This is a genomic window from Pseudomonas iridis, from assembly GCF_017980685.1.
GTDB lineage: Bacteria > Pseudomonadota > Gammaproteobacteria > Pseudomonadales > Pseudomonadaceae > Aquipseudomonas > Aquipseudomonas iridis.
In genome coordinates, this window is record NZ_JACXXO010000020.1 from 18,572 (window position 1) to 38,278 (window position 19,707).

A 19,707-nucleotide genomic window follows, 5' to 3' on the forward strand; every position below is an offset into this window, starting at 1 on the left:
ATGTTCAGCTGTATGAATAAGCTTTGCATGCTCGGGGCAGCATTGACGCTGTTCGCGAGTCACTCAGTCGTAGCGGCCATGGGGCCGTTTGAGATCTACGAACAGGCGTTGCGCAATGACCCGGTGTTCCTCGGCGCGATCAAGGAGCGTGATGCTGGCCTGGAAAACCGCGCCATTGGCCGTGCCGGGCTGCTGCCGCGTATCGGTTACACCTACAACAAGGGCCGCAACTCCTCGAAGGCCACCTCCCTTGATGAGCGTGCACGAAATCGCACCGATGACCGCAATTACAGCAGTTACGGCTCGGCCCTGACCCTGCAACAACCCTTGCTCGATTACGAAGCCTATGCGGCGTATCGCAAGGGCGTGGCGCAGTCGCTGTTTGCTGACGAAAGCTTTCGCGGCAAGAGCCAGGAACTGCTGGTGCGCGTGCTGGATAACTACACCAAAGCCTTGTTTGCCCAGGACCAGATTGATATCGCACAGGCGAAGAAGAAGGCTTACGAGCAGCAGTTCCAGCAAAACGAACACATGTTCAAGCAGGGTGAAGGCACGCGCACCGACATTCTTGAAGCCGAGTCGCGTTATGAGCTGGCGACCGCCGAGGAGATCGAGGCGCGCAACGAACAGGACGCAGCGCTGCGCGAACTGGGCGCACTGGTCGGCGTGCCGGCCGTGGATATCGGAGATCTGCCGCCGCTGGATCAGAACTTCCAGACCTTCGTACTGCAGCCAGCCAATTTCGACACCTGGCATGAAATGGCGGTCAGCAACAACCCGAACCTGGCCTCGCAACGCCAGGCTGTGGAAGTGGCGCGCTACGAGGTCGAGCGCAACCGCGCCGGGCACTTGCCGAAAATCAATGCTTACGCCTCGATGCGCCAGAACGAATCGGAAAGCGGCAACACCTACAACCAGCGTTACGAAACCAACACCATCGGTTTCGAAGTGAGCGTGCCGTTGTACGCCGGTGGCGGCGTCTCGGCCTCCACCCGTCAGGCCAGCCGCACCATGGAACAGGCCGAGTACGAACTGGACGGCAAGACCCGCGAGACACTGATCGAACTGCGTCGCCAGTTCAGCGCCTGCCTGTCGGGGGTGAATAAATTGCGCGCGTATCAAAAGGCCCTGAGCTCGGCGGAAGCGTTGGTGGTGTCGACCAAGCAAAGCATCCTCGGCGGTGAACGCACCAACCTCGACGCGTTGAACGCCGAGCAGCAACTGTTCACCACCCGCCGGGATCTGGCGCAGGCGCGGTACGACTATTTGATGGCGTGGACCAAGTTGCATTACTACGCCGGCACGTTGAATGAGCAGGATTTGGCGCGGGTGGATGAGGCGTTTGGTGTAGCTCATCGCTGAAGTGCATGACTTGAGAGCGGCCCCTCACCCTAACCCTCTCCCAAAGGGAGAGGGGACTGATCGGGGGATGCTTCAGAGATACACCGACGTGAACGTGTTGCACCGAATCCATAGCCGACCGGTTTTTACAGGTCGATATAAAGCGCAAGACCCCTCGGTCAGCTCCCTCTCCCTCGGGGAGAGGGCTGGGGTGAGGGGCTCCAGGCGACACTGCAAAAGTACCCGCATAAAACAATAAAAGTGAGTAGTGAACATGGACGTACGCATCAAGCCAATTTCGGTCGGCACGCTGTTGCTCGCAGTTTCTATATCCCAGGCCCACGCCCAATACCTGGAGACCGGTAAACCCGGTGATCCCGCCAGTTGGCGCAGCGCCGAGTTTCTGCGCGATTGGGGCCTTGCGCGCATGCAGGCCGATCAAGCCTTTGCTGCCGGCATTACCGGCAAAGGCGTGAAGATCGGCGCGCTCGATTCCGGTTTCGACGCCGCCCATCCCGAATTCGCCACTGAGCGTTACCACCCGGTGCTGGCCAACGGCAGCTATGTCGACGGCTCGCCGTTCAACGTCGACGGCACCCTAAACGCCAATAACGATTCCCACGGCACCCATGTGGTCGGCACCATGGGCGCCTCGCGTGACGGCACGGGCATGCACGGTGTGGCCTATAACGCGCAAATCTTTGTCGGCAACACCAACAAGAACGACAGCTTCCTGTTCGGCCCCACGCCCGATCCGCGTTATTTCAAAGCGGTATACGACGCTTTGGCCGATGCCGGCGTGCGCGCCATCAACAACAGTTGGGGCAGTCAGCCGCCGGATGTCAGCTACCGGACCCTGGCTGATCTGCACGCCGCCTACGCGCAGCATTGGAACAAAGGCACCTGGCTCGACGCCGCTGCCGACGTTTCACGACGCGGGGTGATCAACGTGTTCAGTGCCGGCAACAGCGGTTATCCGAATGCCAGCGTGCGTTCGGCGCTGCCTTACTTTCAGCCGGACCTTGAAGGTCACTGGCTGGCGGTCTCCGGTCTCGATCAGAGCAATCAGCAGAAGTACAACCAGTGCGGCATCGCCAAATACTGGTGCATCACCACGCCGGGCGCGAAGATCGACAGCACCATTCCCGGTGGCGGTTACGCGATCAAGTCCGGTACGTCGATGTCGGCACCGCACGCCACCGGCGCCTTGGCTCTGGTGATGGAACGCTACCCGTACATGAACAACCAGCAGGCGCTCGAAGTGCTGTTGACCACCGCCACCCAGCTCGATGGTTCGGTGACGGATGCGCCGACCGAGCGGCTCGGCTGGGGCGTGGCCAACCTGAACCGGGCGATGCACGGGCCCGGGCAATTACTCGGGGCGTTCGACGCCAATCTGGCGGCCGGGCAGAGCGATGTCTGGAGTAACGACATCTCCGACAACGCGCTGATCCAGCGTCAGGGCGAAGATCTCGCTGAACAGGTTACCTGGCAGCAAACCCTGCATGACAAGGGTTGGCAGAACGGCATTGCGCCCGGTGCCAGCCAGCAGGATCAGACCGATTACGCGGTGGGCATGGCCCGTGATGCCGCCGCCGCGGCGCGGGTTTATCAGGGCAGCCTGATCAAGTCCGGAGACGGACGCCTGTTTCTCACCGGGGACAATACCTATCGCGGCCCGACCACAGTCAATGGTGGCCTGCTGAGCGTCAACGGTTCGCTGGCTTCAGCAGTGACCGTCAATGATGGCGGCACCCTTGGCGGCTCCGGGCAAATCGGCTCGCTGATCGCCAACAGCGGCGGCCGCGTGGCGCCGGGCAACTCCATCGGCACCTTGAATGTGGCCGGTGACGTGACCTTCGCGCCAGGTTCGACCTACGCGGTGGAGCTGTCACCGACCCGCAGCGACCAGATCGTTGCAAGCGGCACGGCCACGGTCAGCGGCGCAACCGTCAGCCTGGCGCTGGAAAACAGCCCGACCCTGCTCAGTGCCTCCGAGGCGCAAAGCCTGCTCGGTCGCCAGTACAACATCCTGCAAGCGACAGGTGGTGTTCAGGGTCAGTTTGGCGCCGTGGTGCCGAATTATCTGTTCATCGGCGGCAGCCTCGACTACGCAGCGAACGGCATTCAACTCAATATCGAACGCAACGCGACCGCGTTCTCCAGCGTCGGCCAAACCCCGAATCAGCGTTCGGTGGCCACGGCTGTCGAAGGCTTGGGCGCAGGCAATTCGGTTTACGAAAGCGTGCTGCTGTCGGCAGACGCCGCGTCTGCGCAACAGGCCTTTCAGCAACTGAGCGGCGAAATCTACCCGGCCCTCGGTTCGATGCTGATCAATGACAGCCGCCAATTGCGCGATGCCGTCGGTGAGCGCCTGCACGATGCCTCCGCGACGCAAAACAACGGCTGGATCAAGGCCCTCGGCGCGTGGGGCAGCACCGATTCGAGCCATGACACGACGGGCTACAACACGTCGATTGGCGGTCTGCTGGCCGGTGTCGACGGCGCGCTGAACGAGCAGACCCGCATCGGTCTGGTCACCGGCTACAGCGACAGCTCGCTGAGCATGGGCTCGGGCACGCACTCGTCGGCCAAGGTCGACAGCTATCACTTCGGTGCTTACGCCGGGCATGAAATCGGCGCTTGGCGCCTGAGCACCGGCGCGGCCTACAGCTGGCATCGCGCCGATGTGAAACGCGATCTGCAGTACGGCAACGTCAGCGCCAAACAGAAAACCAAGGTTGATGCGGCGACGACTCAGGTGTTCGGTGAAGCGGCTTATCGACTGCACCTGCAACCGCTGGCGCTGGAGCCGTTCGCCAATCTGGCTTACGTGCATCTGGACACCGAAGGCTTCACCGAGAAGGGCGACGCTGCGGGGCTGAAAAGCTCGGGCGATCAGCGTGATGCGGTGCTGAGTACCCTCGGTGTGCGGGCGATCAAAACGTTCAATCTGTCGACTCGGCAAACACTGGATGTGAGCGGCCATCTGGGCTGGCAGCACAGCCTCACCGACATCGAATCTGAACAGCATCTGCGCTTTGCCAGTGGCGGCACGCCTTACAGCGTCGAGAGTTCGGCGCTGGTGCGCGATGCCGCGTTGGTCGGCGTGCAGGCCAGTCTGGCGTTGAGCAAGGACGTGCGCGTGAACCTTGATTACAACGGGCAGTTGGCTAGTCGCGAGAAGAGCCATGGCGTTGGGTTGAGCCTGAACTGGCAGTTCTGACCGAGGCCCTCAATTACAGGGGGGCGCTAGCTGAACATAGACGGATTTTTCGTAACACAACTAAGGAAGGTCGCAGGATGAAAAACAATAAAACCCCCGCGCAAACGGGTGGCTGCTTTGCCCTGAAAACGTTGACTGGCGCGGTGTTGTGCGCACTCGCCACTTGGGGCACGGCACACGCCGCGCCCTATGTGGAAAACGGTCGCACGGGCGATGTCGGCAGTTGGCGCAGTGCCGAATTCAAGGCTGACTGGGGCCTGGGCGCAATCGGTGCCGAACACGCCTACGCCGCTGGTTACACCGGTAAAGGGGTAAAACTGGGGATCTTCGATCAGCCGGTGTACGCCGCACACCCGGAGTTTTCCGGCAGTAATAAAGTCGTCACTCTGGTCACCAGTGGCATCCGCGAATACACCGACCCGTATATCCCTGTCAAAGCCGGGGATGCGTTCCGTTATGACGGTTCGCCCTCGGTGGGTTCCGACGGCAAGCTCGGTGCGCACGGCACCCACGTCGGCGGCATCGCGGCGGGCAGTCGTGACGGCGGGCCGATGCATGGCGTCGCGTTCGGCGCACAAATCATCAGTGCCGACAATGGCGACCCCGGCCCTGAAGACGGCATCGTCCGCGGTAACGACGGCGCCGTGTACAAGGCCGGTTGGGATGCGCTGATCGCCAGTGGCGCGCGGATCATCAACAACAGCTGGGGCATTGGCATCACCGATCGCTTCGACCTCGGTGGCCGCGATCCGGCGTATCCACACTTCACCGTCAACGACGCACAGGTGCAATTCAACGAAATCCGCACGCTGCTCGGCACCAAACCCGGCGGCGCCTATGACGGTGCGATTGCCGCGGCACGCAGCGGTATCGTGACGATTTTCGCCGCCGGTAACGACTACAACCTGAACAACCCGGACGCCATCGCCGGCCTCGGTTACTTCGTCCCGGACATCGCGCCGAACTGGATCACCGTCGCCGCGTTACAGCAGAATCCGGACCTGACCAGCGCCAATCCGTACATCATGAGTACGTTCTCATCGCGTTGCGGCTACACCGCGAGCTTCTGCGTCTCGGCGCCCGGCACGAAGATCTTCAGTGCGATCATCGAGGGCACCAACGCCGACAATCTGACCACCGCCTACAAAAACTACAACGGCACCTCGATGGCCGCTCCGCATGTGGCCGGCTCGATGGCCGTGCTGATGGAACGCTTCCCGTACATGTCCGGCGATCAGGTCGCCAGCGTGTTGCGCACAACCGCGACCGACCTCGGCGCGCCGGGCATCGACGCGTTGTATGGCTGGGGCATGATCAACCTGCGCAAAGGCATTGATGGCCCGGCGATGTTCGTCACCGAGCAGGACATTCCGAGCGAGTTTCGCATCGACGGCGCTTACGGCACCGGCCAGTTTGTCGCGGATTTGCCGGGCATCGGCGCGATCATCGATCAGGGCAAACCCACCGAGCGCGTGTGCAACGACATCACCTGTGGCCTCGATACCTGGCGCAACGACATTTCCGGCCATGGCGGTCTGACCAAGCAGGGGATCGGCACACTGGTGCTGACCGGCAACAACAGCTACAGCGGCCCGACCCTGGTCAATCAGGGCCGACTCGCTATCAACGGCTCGCTGGCCTCTGCGGTCACGGTGAATGACGGCGGCATCCTCGGCGGCAATGGCCGGATCGGCGCGTTGTCGGTGAACAGTGGCGGTACCGTGGCGCCGGGCAATTCGATTGGCACAATGAATGTCGCCGGTGACGTGACCTTCACGTCGGGTTCGACCTACGCGGTGGAACTGTCGCCAACCAGCAGCGACCAGATCCTCGCCACCGGTAAAGCCGTAATCGATGGCGGCACAGTGACCATGGCGCTGGAAAACAGCCCGACACTGCTGACCACTGGCGAAGTGCAAAGCCTGCTCGGTACGCAGTACAACATCCTGCAAGCGGCGGGCGGTATCGAAGGGCGCTTCGGCCAGGTGTTGCCGGATTACGCATTTCTTGGCGGGACGCTCGCTTACTCGGCGAACGGCATTCAACTGGCGGTGGGGCGCAATGACGCTTCGTTCGCCAGCGTCGGTCTGACGCCGAACCAGCGCGCCGTGGGTGCCGCTGCCGAGCGCCTGGGCGCGGGCAATGCGCTGTTCGAAACCCTGCTGGTGTCACCGACTGCCGCCGTCGCGCAGCAAGCGTTTCAACAGTTGTCCGGCGAGATTCATCCGGCCATCGGCACGATGCTGATCAACGACAGCCGTTACCTGCGCGATGCCGTGGGTGAACGTCTGCGCGAACGCGATCTGTTCGACGCCGGCGCGCCGACGGACGACCGCGGCAACCCCTGGGTCAAGGTGCTGGGCGCGTGGGGCAAGAGCGATGGCGGGCACGAAAATGCCGATTCCAACAGCTCCATCGGTGGCTTGCTGGCCGGCGTCGACGGCTTGATTGCTGAAGATACTCGTCTGGGTTTCGTTACCGGTTATAGCGACAGTTCACTGAGCATGGGCAGCGGCACGCATTCGTCGGCATCCGTCGACAGCTACCACTTGGGCGCGTACCTGGGGCATGAAATCGACGCACTGCGTCTGACCGTGGGCGGCGCCTATAGCTGGCACCGTATCGACGTGAAGCGTGATCTGCAATTCGGCGATGTCAGTGGTAACCAGAAAGTAAAACGCGATGCGAGCACCGCGCAATTGTTCACCGAAGCGGCGTATGACCTGGGCTTGCAACCGTTGAACCTGGAGCCGTTCGCCAATCTGGCTTACGTGCACCTCAACAGCGACAGCTTCACCGAGAAGGGTGACGCCGCCGCGCTGAAGGGCGGTGAAGACAATCGCGAGGCGGTGCTGTCGACCCTCGGCGTTCGCGCCAAGCGCACGTTTGCCCTGTCGGACAAACATCAGCTGGAACTGGGCGCGACCCTGGGCTGGCAGCACAACCTGAGCAGCGTCGATGCTGAAAACCATTTGGCGTTCGCCAATGGCAACAGCGCGTTCAACGTGCAGAGCGTGTCGCTGGATCGTGATGCTGCGGTGGTCGGAGTGCGCGCCGGTCTGGCGCTCAACCGCGATGTGCGGGTTAACCTGGATTACAACGGGCTGATCGGTTCGAACGAGAAAGACCACGGCGTGGGCCTGACGCTCGACTGGCAGTTCTGATTTCAAGGAAGAGAGAGCACAACATGGGACTGTTTGACTACAAAAATACCGATGGCAAAGCGTTGTACAGCGATGCCATCGCCCTGACGCTGTATGCCTACACCCCGACCGGCAAGCCATTGCCGGCCGGGGGCTGGGCGCCGGTTACAGCGACGGCGCTGGGCTATCAAGGCAAGGTCGGGCCGCAAGGCACGTTCTTCGGCGAGAAAGATGGCTTCACCAGCGCCGAGGCCGAAGTGCTCGGCAAGTACGACGCGGCCGGCAAACTGATCGGCATCGGCATTGCCTTTCGTGGCACCGGGGGGCTGGGTTACAGCGACACCTTCGGCGACATGAAAAACAATCTGCTGGCCGCCGTCGGGCCTTCGGACTACGCCACTCAATACGCGAAAAATGCCTTCGACAATCTGCTCAAGGCTGTTGCGGCGTTCTCCATCGCCCATGGCATTGGCGCCAAGGACGTGTTGATCAGCGGCCACAGCCTCGGCGGGCTCGGGGTCAACAGCGTGGCCGAACTGAGCGCCGGCAACTGGGGCGGGTTCTTCAAGGACGCCAACTACATCGCCTTCGCCTCGCCGACCCAGAGCAGCACCGGCAACAACGTGCTGAACATCGGTTACGAGAACGATCCGGTGTTCCGCGTGCTCGACGGCACCACGTTCAGCAGCGCATCGATGGGCAAGCACGACAAACCGCACGAATCGACCACCGACAACATCGTCAATTTCACCGACAACTACGCGTCGACCGCGCAGAACCTGGTGCCGTTCAGCATCGTCAATCCGATGAACTGGTCGGCCCACGGTTCCCTGGGGTATGCCGACGGCTTGAATCGGGTGATCGATTCGACGTTCTACGGCCTGACCCACAAGGACTCGACGATCATCGTCTCCAACCTTGAGGCATCGTCCCGGGGTAAAACCTGGGTCGAGGATCTGGGCCGCAGCGGCGAGGCGCACACCGGCAGCACCTTCATCATCGGCACCCAGAGCAACGACTGGCTCAAGGGCGGGGCGGGTAACGACTTCCTTGAGGGCTTGGGCGGTGATGATCGTTTTCGCGATGACGGCGGCTTCAACATCCTGCTCGGCGGCCAGGGCCACAACACCTTCGAGCTGCAGAAACCGTTGCAGAACTTCAGCTTCGCCAACGACGGTGACGGCACGCTGTATGTGCGCGACGCCTACGGCGGCATCAGCATGACCCGCGACATGGGTGCACTGGTGAGCAAGGAGTCGGGGTCGTGGTGGGGTAGCAAGGAGATCACCTGGGACGTCACGGCCAAGGGTTTGACCAATGGCAGCGAGCTGACCCAGTACAACCATTCGCTTAGCGGTGATGGCTACGGCAACGCGCTGCACGCCACGGCCGACGGTGACTGGCTGTTTGGCCTGGGTGGCGACGACACGCTGATCAGCGACAAGGGCCATGTGACCTTCGTCGGAGGCGGGGGTAACGATGTGATGAACGCGGTGGGTGGCAACAATACCTTCCTGTTCAGCGGCGCGTTCGGTTTCGATTCCATCAATGGTTATCAGGGCAGTGACAAACTGCTGTTCATGGGGGTCGAAGGCGCGGGGCAGGGCTACGACTACAAGCAGCATGCGTCGCAGGCAGGCGGCGATACCGTGCTGAAGATTGGCGAGTTTGCCGTGACGCTGGTTGGGGTAGGAGTGGCTAATCTGTCGGACGCAAGTTTCGTCTTCGCCTAGGTCCAAATGTGGGAGCGAGCCTGCTCGCGAAAGCGGTGTGTCAGCAATACAAGTGTTGACTGACACTGCTTCTTCGCGAGCAGGCTCGCTCCCACAGTAAAAGCAGCAAGTAGTTTTGAAATGCTCCGCGGCGTTCCGCAAGGGGCGCCCCGGCTGTGAGCTATCTCTGACAATTCCAACAAAAAGAGAGGCAATGGCAATGGGTGTGTATGACTACAAAAACTTCGGTACAGCCGATTCCAAGGCGTTGTTCAGTGACGCCATGGCCATCACGCTGTATTCCTATCACAACCTCGATAACGGCTTTTCCAGCGGTTATCAGCACAACGGTTTCGGCCTCGGTCTGCCGGCCACGCTGGTTACCGCGCTGATTGGCGGCAGTGATTCGCAAGGCGTCATCCCCGGTATCCCGTGGAATCCCGATTCAGAAAAACTTGCCCTCGAAGCAGTGCAAAAGGCCGGTTGGACGCCGATCACTGCTGCGCAATTGGGCTATGACGGCAAGACTGACGCGCGCGGAACCTTCTTTGGCGAAAAGGCCGGTTACACCAGCGCCCAGGTGGAAATCCTCGGAAAGTACGACGCCCAAGGCCATCTTACTGAACTGGGCATTGCCTTTCGCGGCACCAGCGGCCCGCGAGAAAACCTGATCCTCGACTCCATCGGCGACGTGATCAACGACCTGCTGGCGGCCTTCGGTCCCAATGACTACGCGAAGAATTACGTCGGTGAAGCCTTCGGCAATCTGCTCAATGACGTGGTCGCGTTCGCCACGGCAAACGGCCTCAGCGGCAAAGACGTGCTGGTCAGCGGTCACAGCCTCGGTGGATTGGCCGTCAACAGCATGGCGGACTTGAGCGGCGGCAAGTGGGGTGGCTTCTTCAATGACTCCAACTACATCGCCTACGCCTCGCCAACCCAGAGCAGCACCGACAAGGTGCTCAACGTTGGCTACGAAAATGATCCGGTGTTCCGCGCGCTTGATGGCTCGACCTTCACCGGCGCGTCGATTGGCGTGCACGATGCGCTCAAGGAATCAGCCACCGACAACATCGTCAGCTTCAACGATCACTACGCCTCTAACGCCTGGAATGTGCTGCCGTATTCGATCCTGAATATTCCAGCCTGGATCTCGCACTTGCCGACTGCATATGGCGAGGGCATGAACCGGGTGATCGAGTCGAAGTTCTACGACCTGACCAGCAAGGACTCGACGATCATCGTCGCCAACCTGTCGGACCCCGCGCGGGCCAACACCTGGGTGCAGGACCTCAACCGCAACGCCGAAACCCACAAGGGCAGCACGTTCATCATCGGCAGCGACGGCAACGACCTGATCCAGGGCGGTAGTGGCCATGACTACCTCGAAGGTCGCGCCGGTAACGACACCTTTCGTGATGGCGGCGGCTATAACGTCATCCTCGGCGGGCAGGGCAGTAACACCCTCGACTTGCAGAAATCGGTAAACACCTTCGATTTCGCCAATGACGGCGCGGGCAATCTATACATCCGCGATGGCAATGGCGGGATCAGCATTACCCGCGACATCGGCAGCATCGTCACCAAGGAGCCCGGCTTTCTCTGGGGGCTGTTCAAGGACGATGTGACCCACAGCGTCACGGCCAGCGGTTTGAAGGCTGGCAGCAATGTGACGGCGTACGAATCCAGCGTGAAGGGCACCCACGGCGCCGATACGCTCAAGGCGCATGCCAACGGTGACTGGTTGTTCGGGCTCGATGGCAACGATCATCTGATTGGCGGCGCGGGCAACGACGTGCTTGTTGGTGGCGCGGGCAATGACCTGATGACGTCGGGTGGCGGGGCGGACACGTTCCTGTTCAACGGCGCGTTCGGACAGGATCGGGTGGTGGGTTTTACCGCCAACGACAAACTGGTGTTTCTTGGGGTGCAGGGTGTTTTGCCCAGCGATGACTTCCGTGCTCATGCTTCAACGGTTGGGCAGGATACGGTGCTGTCGTTTGGCAGTGATTCGGTGACATTGGTGGGGGTGTCGCTGAACAGCCTGAGTGGCGATGGCATTGTGATCGCCTGATGTTGATGGGGCGTCGGTAAGGACGCTTTCGCGAGCAGGCTCGCTCCCACAGTGGATTTGCGTCGACCAGGACCAGTGTGGGAGCGAGCCTGCTCGCGAAGAACGATAACGCGGTATCAGAAGTGACTCGATGGCCATTACCTGAATCTCAACCTGTGCAAAACAGGAAAAGCGGCCTAAAGCCAGCACGTGCGCACACGTTCTATAGCCAGCCGCCACTGAACACAGGAGATTCAAACGTGAAAGGTTTCAAAGGGTATGTCGGAATTGTGGGACTGGCGCTGTTATCGGCCAACGCCTGGGCCGATCTGCCTCAAAGCTCGATTCTGAGCCGTTACGGCATAACTACCGATGAATTGCCGAGCCCGGCGAAAACCGAAGTGGTTGAGCCGGTCGAAGAGAAAAGCCGTTTTCAGATCCAGCCCGAACAGCCCTTCGTGACCATTCGCCTGGGTGACGGCAAGCAGCCGCAGACCACCGGCAACCTGAGCATCGACCGCATGGCTCAGCAGGATCAGGAACGTTGCCAGCGTTTGCAGGGCGAACTGGCCCGGCGTGGTGGGCAGTATTTGCGTTGCGACGACACGATCCCCGGCATGACCCTGGATCAATAACACCGCGAATCCCCTGTAGGAGCTGCCGAAGGCTGCGATCTTTTGATCTTGAAAAAAAGATCAAAAGATCGCAGCCTTCGGCAGCTCCTACACAGGTCGTGTTTCGTCAGTCTTCTTCGCGCACGGTAGCCACTTCAGCCGCGCGTACTTTCACCTTGGCACCGGAAATATCCTCGAACTCATAGAAGCCGTCCTCGGTTTCGGTCTTCGGCATGTCCTTGGTCAGATACTGGGTGCCGTTCTGCAGGGTGACCACGGTCGGGCTTGCGCAACCGGCCAGTGTCAGCAAGGTCGCTACCGCGAGGGGGATGCCCAGAGTCTTGATTTTCATACCCATCTCTAATTCCTTAATCCATGTGATTCCGAACGATGTCGGTGTTCTAACGCGGTTGGTGCCATTCAACCAGAAAAAGTTCGATAGGCCGGCGAAAAAATGCCATTGATCCTTTTCCGTTTGCGCCGGGCGGGGCAGAGCTGGTATCTGTACGCATAACCAGTATTCGCTCCCCGTGGCCCAGAATTCCCGTGACTGCCAATCCACTCGACGATCCGTTCTATTACCTCAACAACTTCCGGCAAGTGCTTGAATGGCTTGAGCTTCGCTATGCCGATGTGATGGGTGAAGCAGAGCATGCGTTCCTGCGTGACTTCAAGGCGTTGCCGCGTGCTTCGCAGGGTTTGCTGGTGCGGTTGGTGATGCGTAAGGGTGCGCATTTTCGTGCTGGCAAACTCAACTACCCGGAAATCGGTGACATTGGCCAAGCGGCGCATCCGCTGCTGGAGCAGGGCTGGATCGACGAGCATGCAGCGCTGGCGATCACAGAGCTGTTCGACGTACTGCTCAAAGCCGAAATCCTGCAAGCCTTCGGCGCTTTCATCGAGCAGCCCAAGGGGCGCAAGGACGATTGGCTGCCTGCATTGGCCGAGCAGTTCACTGATGCGCGCACGCTGCGTGACTGGGCGCCGGCGCTGCAGGATCGCCTGTTCAGCCTGACCATCATGGAGCTGTGCGACCGCTTGCGGTTGATGTTCTTCGGCAACCTGTATCAGGACTGGTCGGAATTCGTGCTGGCCGACCTCGGCATCTTCACCTATGAAAAAGTCGAGTTCTGCGCCGATTCCCGTGGTTTGCGCACCCGTGAAGACGTCGATGCCTGCCTGTTTCTGCACCAATGCCAAATGCGTTTCGAGGCGGGTGAGCCGCTGGAAACCATTGTTGAGCAGGTCAGCGCCTTGCATTTCGACAACCCGTGGCTGGAACGTCGACGCGCCAAGGTGTTGTTTCAGATCGCCCAGTATTGCGAGCGCATCAGCGAGTTTGCCCTGGCTCTGGATATTTACCGGACGTGCGCCTATCCCGGTGCACGATTACGCATGATCCGGGTCTTGGAGCGCTGTGGCGAATACGGCTTGGCGCTGGAACTCGGCACGCTGGCTGAACAGGCGCCGCAAAGCGCGACCGAACAGCAAGGCCTGCAACGCATCCTGCCCCGACTGCGGCGCAAACTCGGTGGCCCGCCGCTCAAACGGCTGGCACCGCGACCGGTGGAGCGTCTCGATCTGCACTTGCCGCGCACCGATCCGGCGCGGTCTGTGGAGTTTCATGTGCAGGCGCATCTGCACGACGACGAGGGCCCGGTGCACTACGTGGAAAACAGCCTGATCAACTCGTTGTTCGGCCTGTTGTGCTGGCCGGCGATTTTCGCGCCGCTGCCGGGGGCGTTCTTTCACCCATTCCAGCGGGGGCCGGTTGATCTGCTCAATGAAGACTTTCAGCAACGCCGCGCCGAGCTGTTCCAGGCCTGTCTCACCGAGCTGGATGACGGTCGTTATGCCGATACCATCCGCCAGCGATTCGTCGCCAAGTGGGGTGTGCAGTCGCCGTTTGTGTTCTGGGGCGCGTTGAATGAAACGCTGCTGGAGCAAGCGCTGGCCTGTTTGCCCGCGGCCCACCTCAAACACTGGTTCAGCCGCTTGCTGCTCGACATCAAGGCCAACCGCGCCGGGATGCCCGACCTGATCCAGTTCTGGCCGCAGCACAAAACCTACCGGATGATCGAAGTCAAAGGCCCGGGTGATCGCTTGCAGGACAACCAGCTGCGTTGGCTGGAGTTCTGCCATGAACATCAGATGCCAGTGGCCGTGTGTTACGTGCAATGGGCGGAGCAGAGCGCTTGAGCTACAGCATTGCTGTGCGGGCGCTGTGCGAGTTCACCGCCAAGACTGGCGATCTCGACTTGCGCTTCACGCCCTCACCGACGGCACTCGAAGGCATTGCCGGCCATCGCACCGTGGCCTCGCGGCGCAGTGACAACTACCAGAGCGAAGTGGCGCTGGAAGGCACGTTCCGCCAACTGAAGGTCAAGGGCAGGGCAGATGGCTACGATCCGGCGCAGAACTGCCTGGAGGAAGTCAAAACCTACCGGGGCGACCTGAGCAAGCAACCGGCCAATCATCGGCAGTTGCACTGGGCGCAGGCGAAGGTCTACGGCTGGCTGATGTGCCGCAAACTTGATCTTGCGCAGATCAACGTGGCGCTGGTGTATTTCGACATCGTCAGCGAGAAGGAAACCTGTCTGGTTGAAGCGTTCAGCGTCGAGGCCTTGCAGGGTTTTTTCGAGCAGCAATGCAGCCTGTTTCTGTACTGGGCCGAACAGGAAATGGCCCACCGCGAGGCGCGCAATCTGGCCGCGCAGCAACTGGCCTTTCCCCATGCAGACTTCCGTCCCGGTCAGCGCCATCTGGCCGAATCGGTGTTCAAGGCGATCAGCACCGGTCGCTGTCTGATGGCGCAGGCCCCGACCGGGATCGGCAAAACCCTCGGCACACTGTTTCCGATGCTCAAGGCTCTGGCGCCGCAGCAACTGGACAAGGTGTTCTTCCTCACCGCCAAGACACCCGGGCGCAAACTGGCGCTGGACGCCAGCCAGGTGTTGTTCGACCAATCGGCAACCTTGCCGTTGCGCGTGTTGGAGATGGTCGCGCGGGACAAAGCCTGCGAACACCCGGACAAGGCATGCCACGGCGAATCCTGCCCGTTGGCCCAGGGCTTTTATGACCGCTTGCCCGCCGCCCGCGAAGCGGCCAGTCGCATCAACCTGCTCGATCAAGCCGCGATGCGTGAAGTCGCCGCGCAGCATACGGTGTGTCCGTATTACCTGAGTCAGGAGATGGCGCGCTGGGCTGACGTGGTGATCGCCGACTACAACTATTACTTCGATTTCAGCGCATTGCTGTTCGGCCTGGCGCAGCTCAATCAGTGGAAAGTCGCGGTGCTGGCAGACGAGGCGCACAACCTCGTCGAGCGTGGCCGGCAGATGTACAGCGCCAGTCTCGATCAGTCCACGCTGGGCACCGTGCGCAAAACCGCACCCGCACCGCTGAAGAATTCGCTGCAACGGGTCAATCGCGAATGGAACGCGCTGCATGCGCCGCAACTGGCGGCTTATCAGGCCTACGACAAAGCTCCGGAAAAGCTCTTGCAGGCGATTTCCCTGTGTTGCGCAGCGATTGGCGATTACCTCAATGACCATCCGCAAGGTCTCGACAGCGGTTTGCAGAGCTTCTATTTCGACTTGCTGCAATTTGGCCGGGTGGCGGAGCTGTACGACGCGCATTACCTGTTCGACATCAGCAAGCGCGACCTCGACCGCAAACGTCCGCTGTCGCAGCTGTGTTTGCGCAATGTGGTACCAGCGGCGTTCATCGGCCCACGCCTGAAGGCTGCGCGCAGCTGCGTGCTGTTTTCCGCGACCCTGAGCCCGCGCAACTATTACGCCGACTTGCTCGGTACGCCCTTTGATACCGTGTGGATCGACGTCGAATCGCCGTTCAGCGCCGAGCAGTTGCAGGTGCAGATCGTCAGTCGCATCTCGACGCGCTTCAACCATCGCCAGGCATCGCTTGAACCGATCGTCGAGCTGATCGCCCGCCAGTTCAGCGAGCGGCCGGGCAACTACCTGGCGTTCTTCAGCAGCTTCGATTATCTGCAACAAGTGGCAACGTTGCTGGCCCAACGGCACCCGCACATCACCCTGTGGCAGCAATCGCGGGGCATGGTCGAAGGGGCGCGACAGGCGTTTCTCGATCAGTTCACCGCTGACAGCCAGGGCGTCGGCTTTGCGGTGCTGGGCGGTGCGTTTGGTGAAGGCATCGATTTGCCGGGCGCACGCTTGATCGGCGCATTCATCGCCACCCTCGGGCTGGCGCAGCTCAACCCGGTCAATGAACAACTGAAACGGCGCATGGCGGCGATCTTTGGCGCCGGCTACGACTACACCTATCTCTATCCCGGCGTGCAGAAAGTGGTGCAGGCCGCCGGCCGGGTGATTCGCACCCGCGAAGATCGCGGGGTGGTGATGCTGATCGACGACCGCTTTGCCGAGAGCCGCGTCCAGCAACTGCTGCCGCGCTGGTGGGCGATCAATAATGAGGCGCCGGCTTCCCAATTCCCCGGATTGCCGCATACTTCCGTTCATGACAACGGCTGGTGAGTGTGATGAGCGATAACAACAAGTCTGCAGCGATCGAAGAGATGCGTTTCAGGCTTCTGATCGATGCGGTCGTCGACTATGCGATCTACATGATCGACCCCGACGGCATCATCACCAGTTGGAACTCCGGCGCCAAACGCTTCAAGGGTTATGAAGAGGCGGAAATTCTCGGTCAGCACTTTTCGCGGTTTTATACCGCCGATGATCGCGCAGCCGGATTGCCGCAACGGGCACTCGATACGGCGATCCGCGAAGGGCGATTCGAAGGCGAAGGCTGGCGCGTGCGCAAGGACGGCACCAACTTCTGGTCCCATGTGGTGATCGACCCGATCATTGACCCCAATGGCAAACTGCTGGGTTTCGCCAAGATCACTCGTGACCTCACCGACCGCAAGATGGCCGAGGAAACCCTCAAGCAAAGCGAGCAGCAGTTCCGACTGCTGGTGCAGGGCGTCACCGACTATGCGATCTACATGCTCAGCCCCGAAGGTCGGGTGAGCAACTGGAACCAGGGCGCCCAGCGGATCAAAGGTTACCTGCCGGAAGAAATCATCGGTCAGCATTTTTCGATTTTCTATACCCCCGAGGACCGCGAGCGCGGCGAGCCGCAGCGGGCGCTGGCGATAGCCACCGAAACAGGCCGCTTCGAGAGTCGAAGCTGGCGTGTGCGCAAGGACGGCACGCAATTTCTGGCGCACGTGGTGGTCGATGCGATTCGCGGTGAAACCGGCACGTTGCTCGGTTTTGCCAAAATCACCCGCGACGTGACCGAAGCCCATCAAGCCCAGCAGTCGCTGGAAAAGACCCGCGAGGCGCTGGCCCAGGCGCAGAAAATGCAGGCCATTGGTCAGCTCAGTGGCGGCATAGCGCATGACTTCAACAACCTGCTGACGGTGATTCTCGGCAATCTGGAGATCGTCCAGAAACGTATTGGCGACGACCCGAAAATCAACCGCCTGTTGGAAAACGCCACGCAGGGCGCTCTGCGCGGCGTGTCACTGACCCAGCGCATGCTGGCATTCGCCCGGCGTCAGGAGCTCAAGACCGAGTCGGTGGACATACCGCAACTGGTGCAAGGCATTACCGGCCTGCTTCGCAGTTCGCTGGGGCCGGGCATTCGCATCGATACAGATTTTCCCGAAGACCTGGAACCGGTGTTGGCTGACGTCAACCAGCTTGAATTGGCGCTGCTCAACCTGGCTACAAACGCGCGCGACGCCATGCCCGAGGGCGGCAGCGTGACCATTGCTGCGCAACGCGAAGTCGTGCTTGAACTCGGTCATACGGAATTGGCGGCGGGGCGTTACATTTGCCTGAGCATGACTGACACCGGCGAAGGCATGGACGCACAGACGCTCGCTTCGGCCCGCGACCCGTTTTTCACCACCAAAGGCGTGGGCAAAGGCACTGGTCTGGGTTTGTCGATGGTGCATGGCTTCATTGAACAGCTCGGCGGCCGCTTTATCCTCAAAAGTGAAAAGGCCAACGGCACTACCGCCGAACTGTGGATTCCGGTGGCCGGCGAGGGCGCGACGGCGGAGGCCTTGTTCCCGCCGGCCGCTCCGATCGTTGTGCCGCGGCTAAGCGTGTTGGTGGTGGACGACGACTCGTTGGTGCTGACCAGCACCAGTCTGCTGCTCGAAGACCTCGGTCACCGTGTGGTCAGCGCAACCTCCGGCACTGAGGCGCTGGCGCTGTTCGACCGAGGCGAGGTCATCGACCTGATGATTACCGACATGGCCATGCCGCACATGAGCGGCGCGCAACTGGCCCACGCGGTGCGGGTGCTGAAACCTGATCTGCCGATCATTCTGGCCACCGGTTACGCCGAGCGCCTGGAAGGCTTCGCCGCGCAGTTGCCGCGCCTGCCGAAACCGTTCACGCAGTTGAATCTTGTGGAGATCATTGCCCTGTCGATGAAATGAGCTTCGGGGATATTCGGCTGAACTAGTGTGAGGCAGGGGGTTTCTAAGTTTTTTACCTGCCCGGAGCCCGCGTCTCGTGTCTCGCATATTGACCCACCCGACCGCTGAAGAAATCCAGACCGAACATGACGCCAAGATGTTCGGCTCACCCAAGGAACGTCTGGACTTCTATAGGCGCGAAATCCAGTACGAAACCAGCATCCTCGCCAATCGCACCGATGCCTATCTGGCGGCGCAATCGTTCCTGGTGATTGCCTTTGCTTCGTGCATGTCCAACCTCAACCCGGAATGGGGCAAGTTGTTTACCTTGGTGGTGCCACCGTTTCTGGCGCTGTTGGGACTGCTCAGCTCGCTCAACGCCTGGCCTGGGATTCGCGCGGCGTACGACATCATCGACCACTGGCACTTCAAGCAGAGCCATTTGCTGCACAGCGAGCCTTTGATGGGTCTGGCGTACGACGAATCACCCCTGTTCAGCGAGACGGAGTCGAGCCACAAGGGCTACCGTAAATCGCTGTTGTTCTCGGTGCGCACGCCGTGGATTTTTGCCACGTTCTGGATGATGCTGGGCAGTTATGCGGTGTTTATTCAGGTAACGAATCCTGGGGGCTAGGTTTTGGCTACCAGAGTCGAAGATCAACAGCCCCTCACCCCAGCCCTCTCCCAGAGGGAGAGGGAGCGGATCTTGGTTGTGTTCAAAACTTGAGTTCGACTCGGTGTCTCACGTCGGCGTAACGCCTGAGAACAACACGGTCAGTCCCCTCTCCCTCGGGGAGAGGGCTAGGGTGAGGGGGCTTTTTCAGCCTATTCCGCCGTCTCCAACTCCCGACGCAACCCCTGCGAATTCTGCACCGACATCGGAATCGGCGGGAAATCCTCGTTCAGCACGCACAAATGCTCAATCGCATCGGCAAACTTCACATCGGCTTTTCGGCGTAAAGCCCGATAGTGCTCAAACTGTTCGAGATCCAGCTGCCCGCTTTCGAGTAGCTGATGAGCCGCGCGATTCAGCGCGTGTGCTTCTTCGAACAATTGACGATTGCGTTCCAGGGCCAAAGCCCTGCAAGCCTTGATTTGCGCAGGAGTCGAGCATTCTTTCATGACCGTAACCTTAAATATCGGGATTCCTTTTCAGGGCGCGATGCCGCAGGGGAACCGAACCTGCCGTACCCCGTCGCA

12 protein-coding genes are annotated in these 19,707 nt (G+C 60.7%); 10 read left to right on the plus strand and 2 right to left on the minus strand.

What is annotated here, in order from left to right; genetic code table 11:
* The 6 genes from IEQ42_RS23870 (at position 1) to IEQ42_RS23895 (ending at position 12,110) form a co-directional block, all read left to right on the plus strand.
* Positions 1-1,362, plus strand: a complete 1,362-nt coding sequence (locus IEQ42_RS23870; RefSeq protein ID WP_210705571.1) for a TolC family outer membrane protein — start codon at positions 1-3, stop codon at positions 1,360-1,362.
* Between the two features lie 253 nt (positions 1,363-1,615).
* Complete coding sequence (eprS, locus tag IEQ42_RS23875; RefSeq protein ID WP_210705573.1) at positions 1,616-4,567, plus strand: autotransporter serine peptidase EprS; 2,952 nt, start codon at positions 1,616-1,618, stop codon at positions 4,565-4,567.
* 77 nt (positions 4,568-4,644) lie between these two features.
* A complete protein-coding gene (locus IEQ42_RS23880) occupies positions 4,645-7,731 on the plus strand; it encodes an autotransporter serine protease (protein ID WP_210705575.1) in 3,087 nt (1,028 codons plus the stop codon).
* Positions 7,732-7,754: 23 nt separating this feature from the next.
* Positions 7,755-9,443, plus strand: coding sequence for a polyurethane esterase (locus tag IEQ42_RS23885; protein ID WP_210705576.1), 1,689 nt, complete (start codon positions 7,755-7,757; stop codon positions 9,441-9,443).
* Positions 9,444-9,642: 199 nt separating this feature from the next.
* Positions 9,643-11,496: a polyurethane esterase gene (locus IEQ42_RS23890; protein WP_210705685.1), complete on the plus strand. Its 1,854-nt coding sequence runs from the start codon at positions 9,643-9,645 to the stop codon at positions 11,494-11,496.
* 239 nt (positions 11,497-11,735) lie between these two features.
* A complete protein-coding gene (locus tag IEQ42_RS23895) occupies positions 11,736-12,110 on the plus strand; it encodes a hypothetical protein (protein ID WP_210705578.1) in 375 nt (124 codons plus the stop codon).
* A gap of 106 nt (positions 12,111-12,216) precedes the next feature.
* Here the strand turns inward: IEQ42_RS23895 and IEQ42_RS23900 are convergent, their stop codons facing one another.
* Positions 12,217-12,441, minus strand: a complete 225-nt coding sequence (locus IEQ42_RS23900) for a YgdI/YgdR family lipoprotein (protein WP_042562092.1) — start codon at positions 12,439-12,441, stop codon at positions 12,217-12,219.
* A 194-nt stretch (positions 12,442-12,635) separates the two neighbouring features.
* On the opposite strand from IEQ42_RS23900, the gene IEQ42_RS23905 reads away from it, so the two are divergent.
* The 4 genes from IEQ42_RS23905 (at position 12,636) to IEQ42_RS23920 (ending at position 19,141) form a co-directional block, all read left to right on the plus strand.
* Entirely contained in the window at positions 12,636-14,288 is a 1,653-nt protein-coding gene (locus tag IEQ42_RS23905; RefSeq protein ID WP_210705580.1) for a VRR-NUC domain-containing protein, read from the plus strand.
* A complete protein-coding gene (locus IEQ42_RS23910; protein WP_210705582.1) occupies positions 14,285-16,603 on the plus strand; it encodes an ATP-dependent DNA helicase in 2,319 nt (772 codons plus the stop codon). The genes IEQ42_RS23905 and IEQ42_RS23910 overlap by 4 nt, the downstream gene beginning before the upstream one ends.
* 5 nt (positions 16,604-16,608) lie before the next feature.
* Positions 16,609-18,528, plus strand: coding sequence for a hybrid sensor histidine kinase/response regulator (locus IEQ42_RS23915; protein WP_210705584.1), 1,920 nt, complete (start codon positions 16,609-16,611; stop codon positions 18,526-18,528).
* A 76-nt stretch (positions 18,529-18,604) separates the two neighbouring features.
* Positions 18,605-19,141 (plus strand): hypothetical protein, encoded by a 537-nt coding sequence (locus tag IEQ42_RS23920; protein ID WP_047301155.1) that lies wholly within the window; start codon positions 18,605-18,607, stop codon positions 19,139-19,141.
* Positions 19,142-19,332: 191 nt separating this feature from the next.
* Here the strand turns inward: IEQ42_RS23920 and IEQ42_RS23925 are convergent, their stop codons facing one another.
* A complete protein-coding gene (locus IEQ42_RS23925) occupies positions 19,333-19,629 on the minus strand; it encodes a hypothetical protein (RefSeq protein WP_210705586.1) in 297 nt (98 codons plus the stop codon).
* Positions 19,630-19,707 lie beyond the last annotated feature (78 nt).

Bases quoted from the DNA above. Each gene is read 5' to 3' on its own strand.
- IEQ42_RS23885 (WP_210705576.1), top strand. From the start codon at position 7,755: ATGGGACTGTTTGACTACAAAAATACCGATGGCAAAGCGTTGTACAGC.
- IEQ42_RS23870 (WP_210705571.1), top strand. From the start codon at position 1: ATGTTCAGCTGTATGAATAAGCTTTGCATGCTCGGGGCAGCATTGACG.
- IEQ42_RS23925 (WP_210705586.1), bottom strand. From the start codon at position 19,629: ATGAAAGAATGCTCGACTCCTGCGCAAATCAAGGCTTGCAGGGCTTTG.
- IEQ42_RS23890 (WP_210705685.1), top strand. From the start codon at position 9,643: ATGGGTGTGTATGACTACAAAAACTTCGGTACAGCCGATTCCAAGGCG.
- IEQ42_RS23880 (WP_210705575.1), top strand. From the start codon at position 4,645: ATGAAAAACAATAAAACCCCCGCGCAAACGGGTGGCTGCTTTGCCCTG.
- IEQ42_RS23915 (WP_210705584.1), top strand. From the start codon at position 16,609: ATGAGCGATAACAACAAGTCTGCAGCGATCGAAGAGATGCGTTTCAGG.
- eprS (WP_210705573.1), top strand. From the start codon at position 1,616: ATGGACGTACGCATCAAGCCAATTTCGGTCGGCACGCTGTTGCTCGCA.
- IEQ42_RS23900 (WP_042562092.1), bottom strand. From the start codon at position 12,441: ATGAAAATCAAGACTCTGGGCATCCCCCTCGCGGTAGCGACCTTGCTG.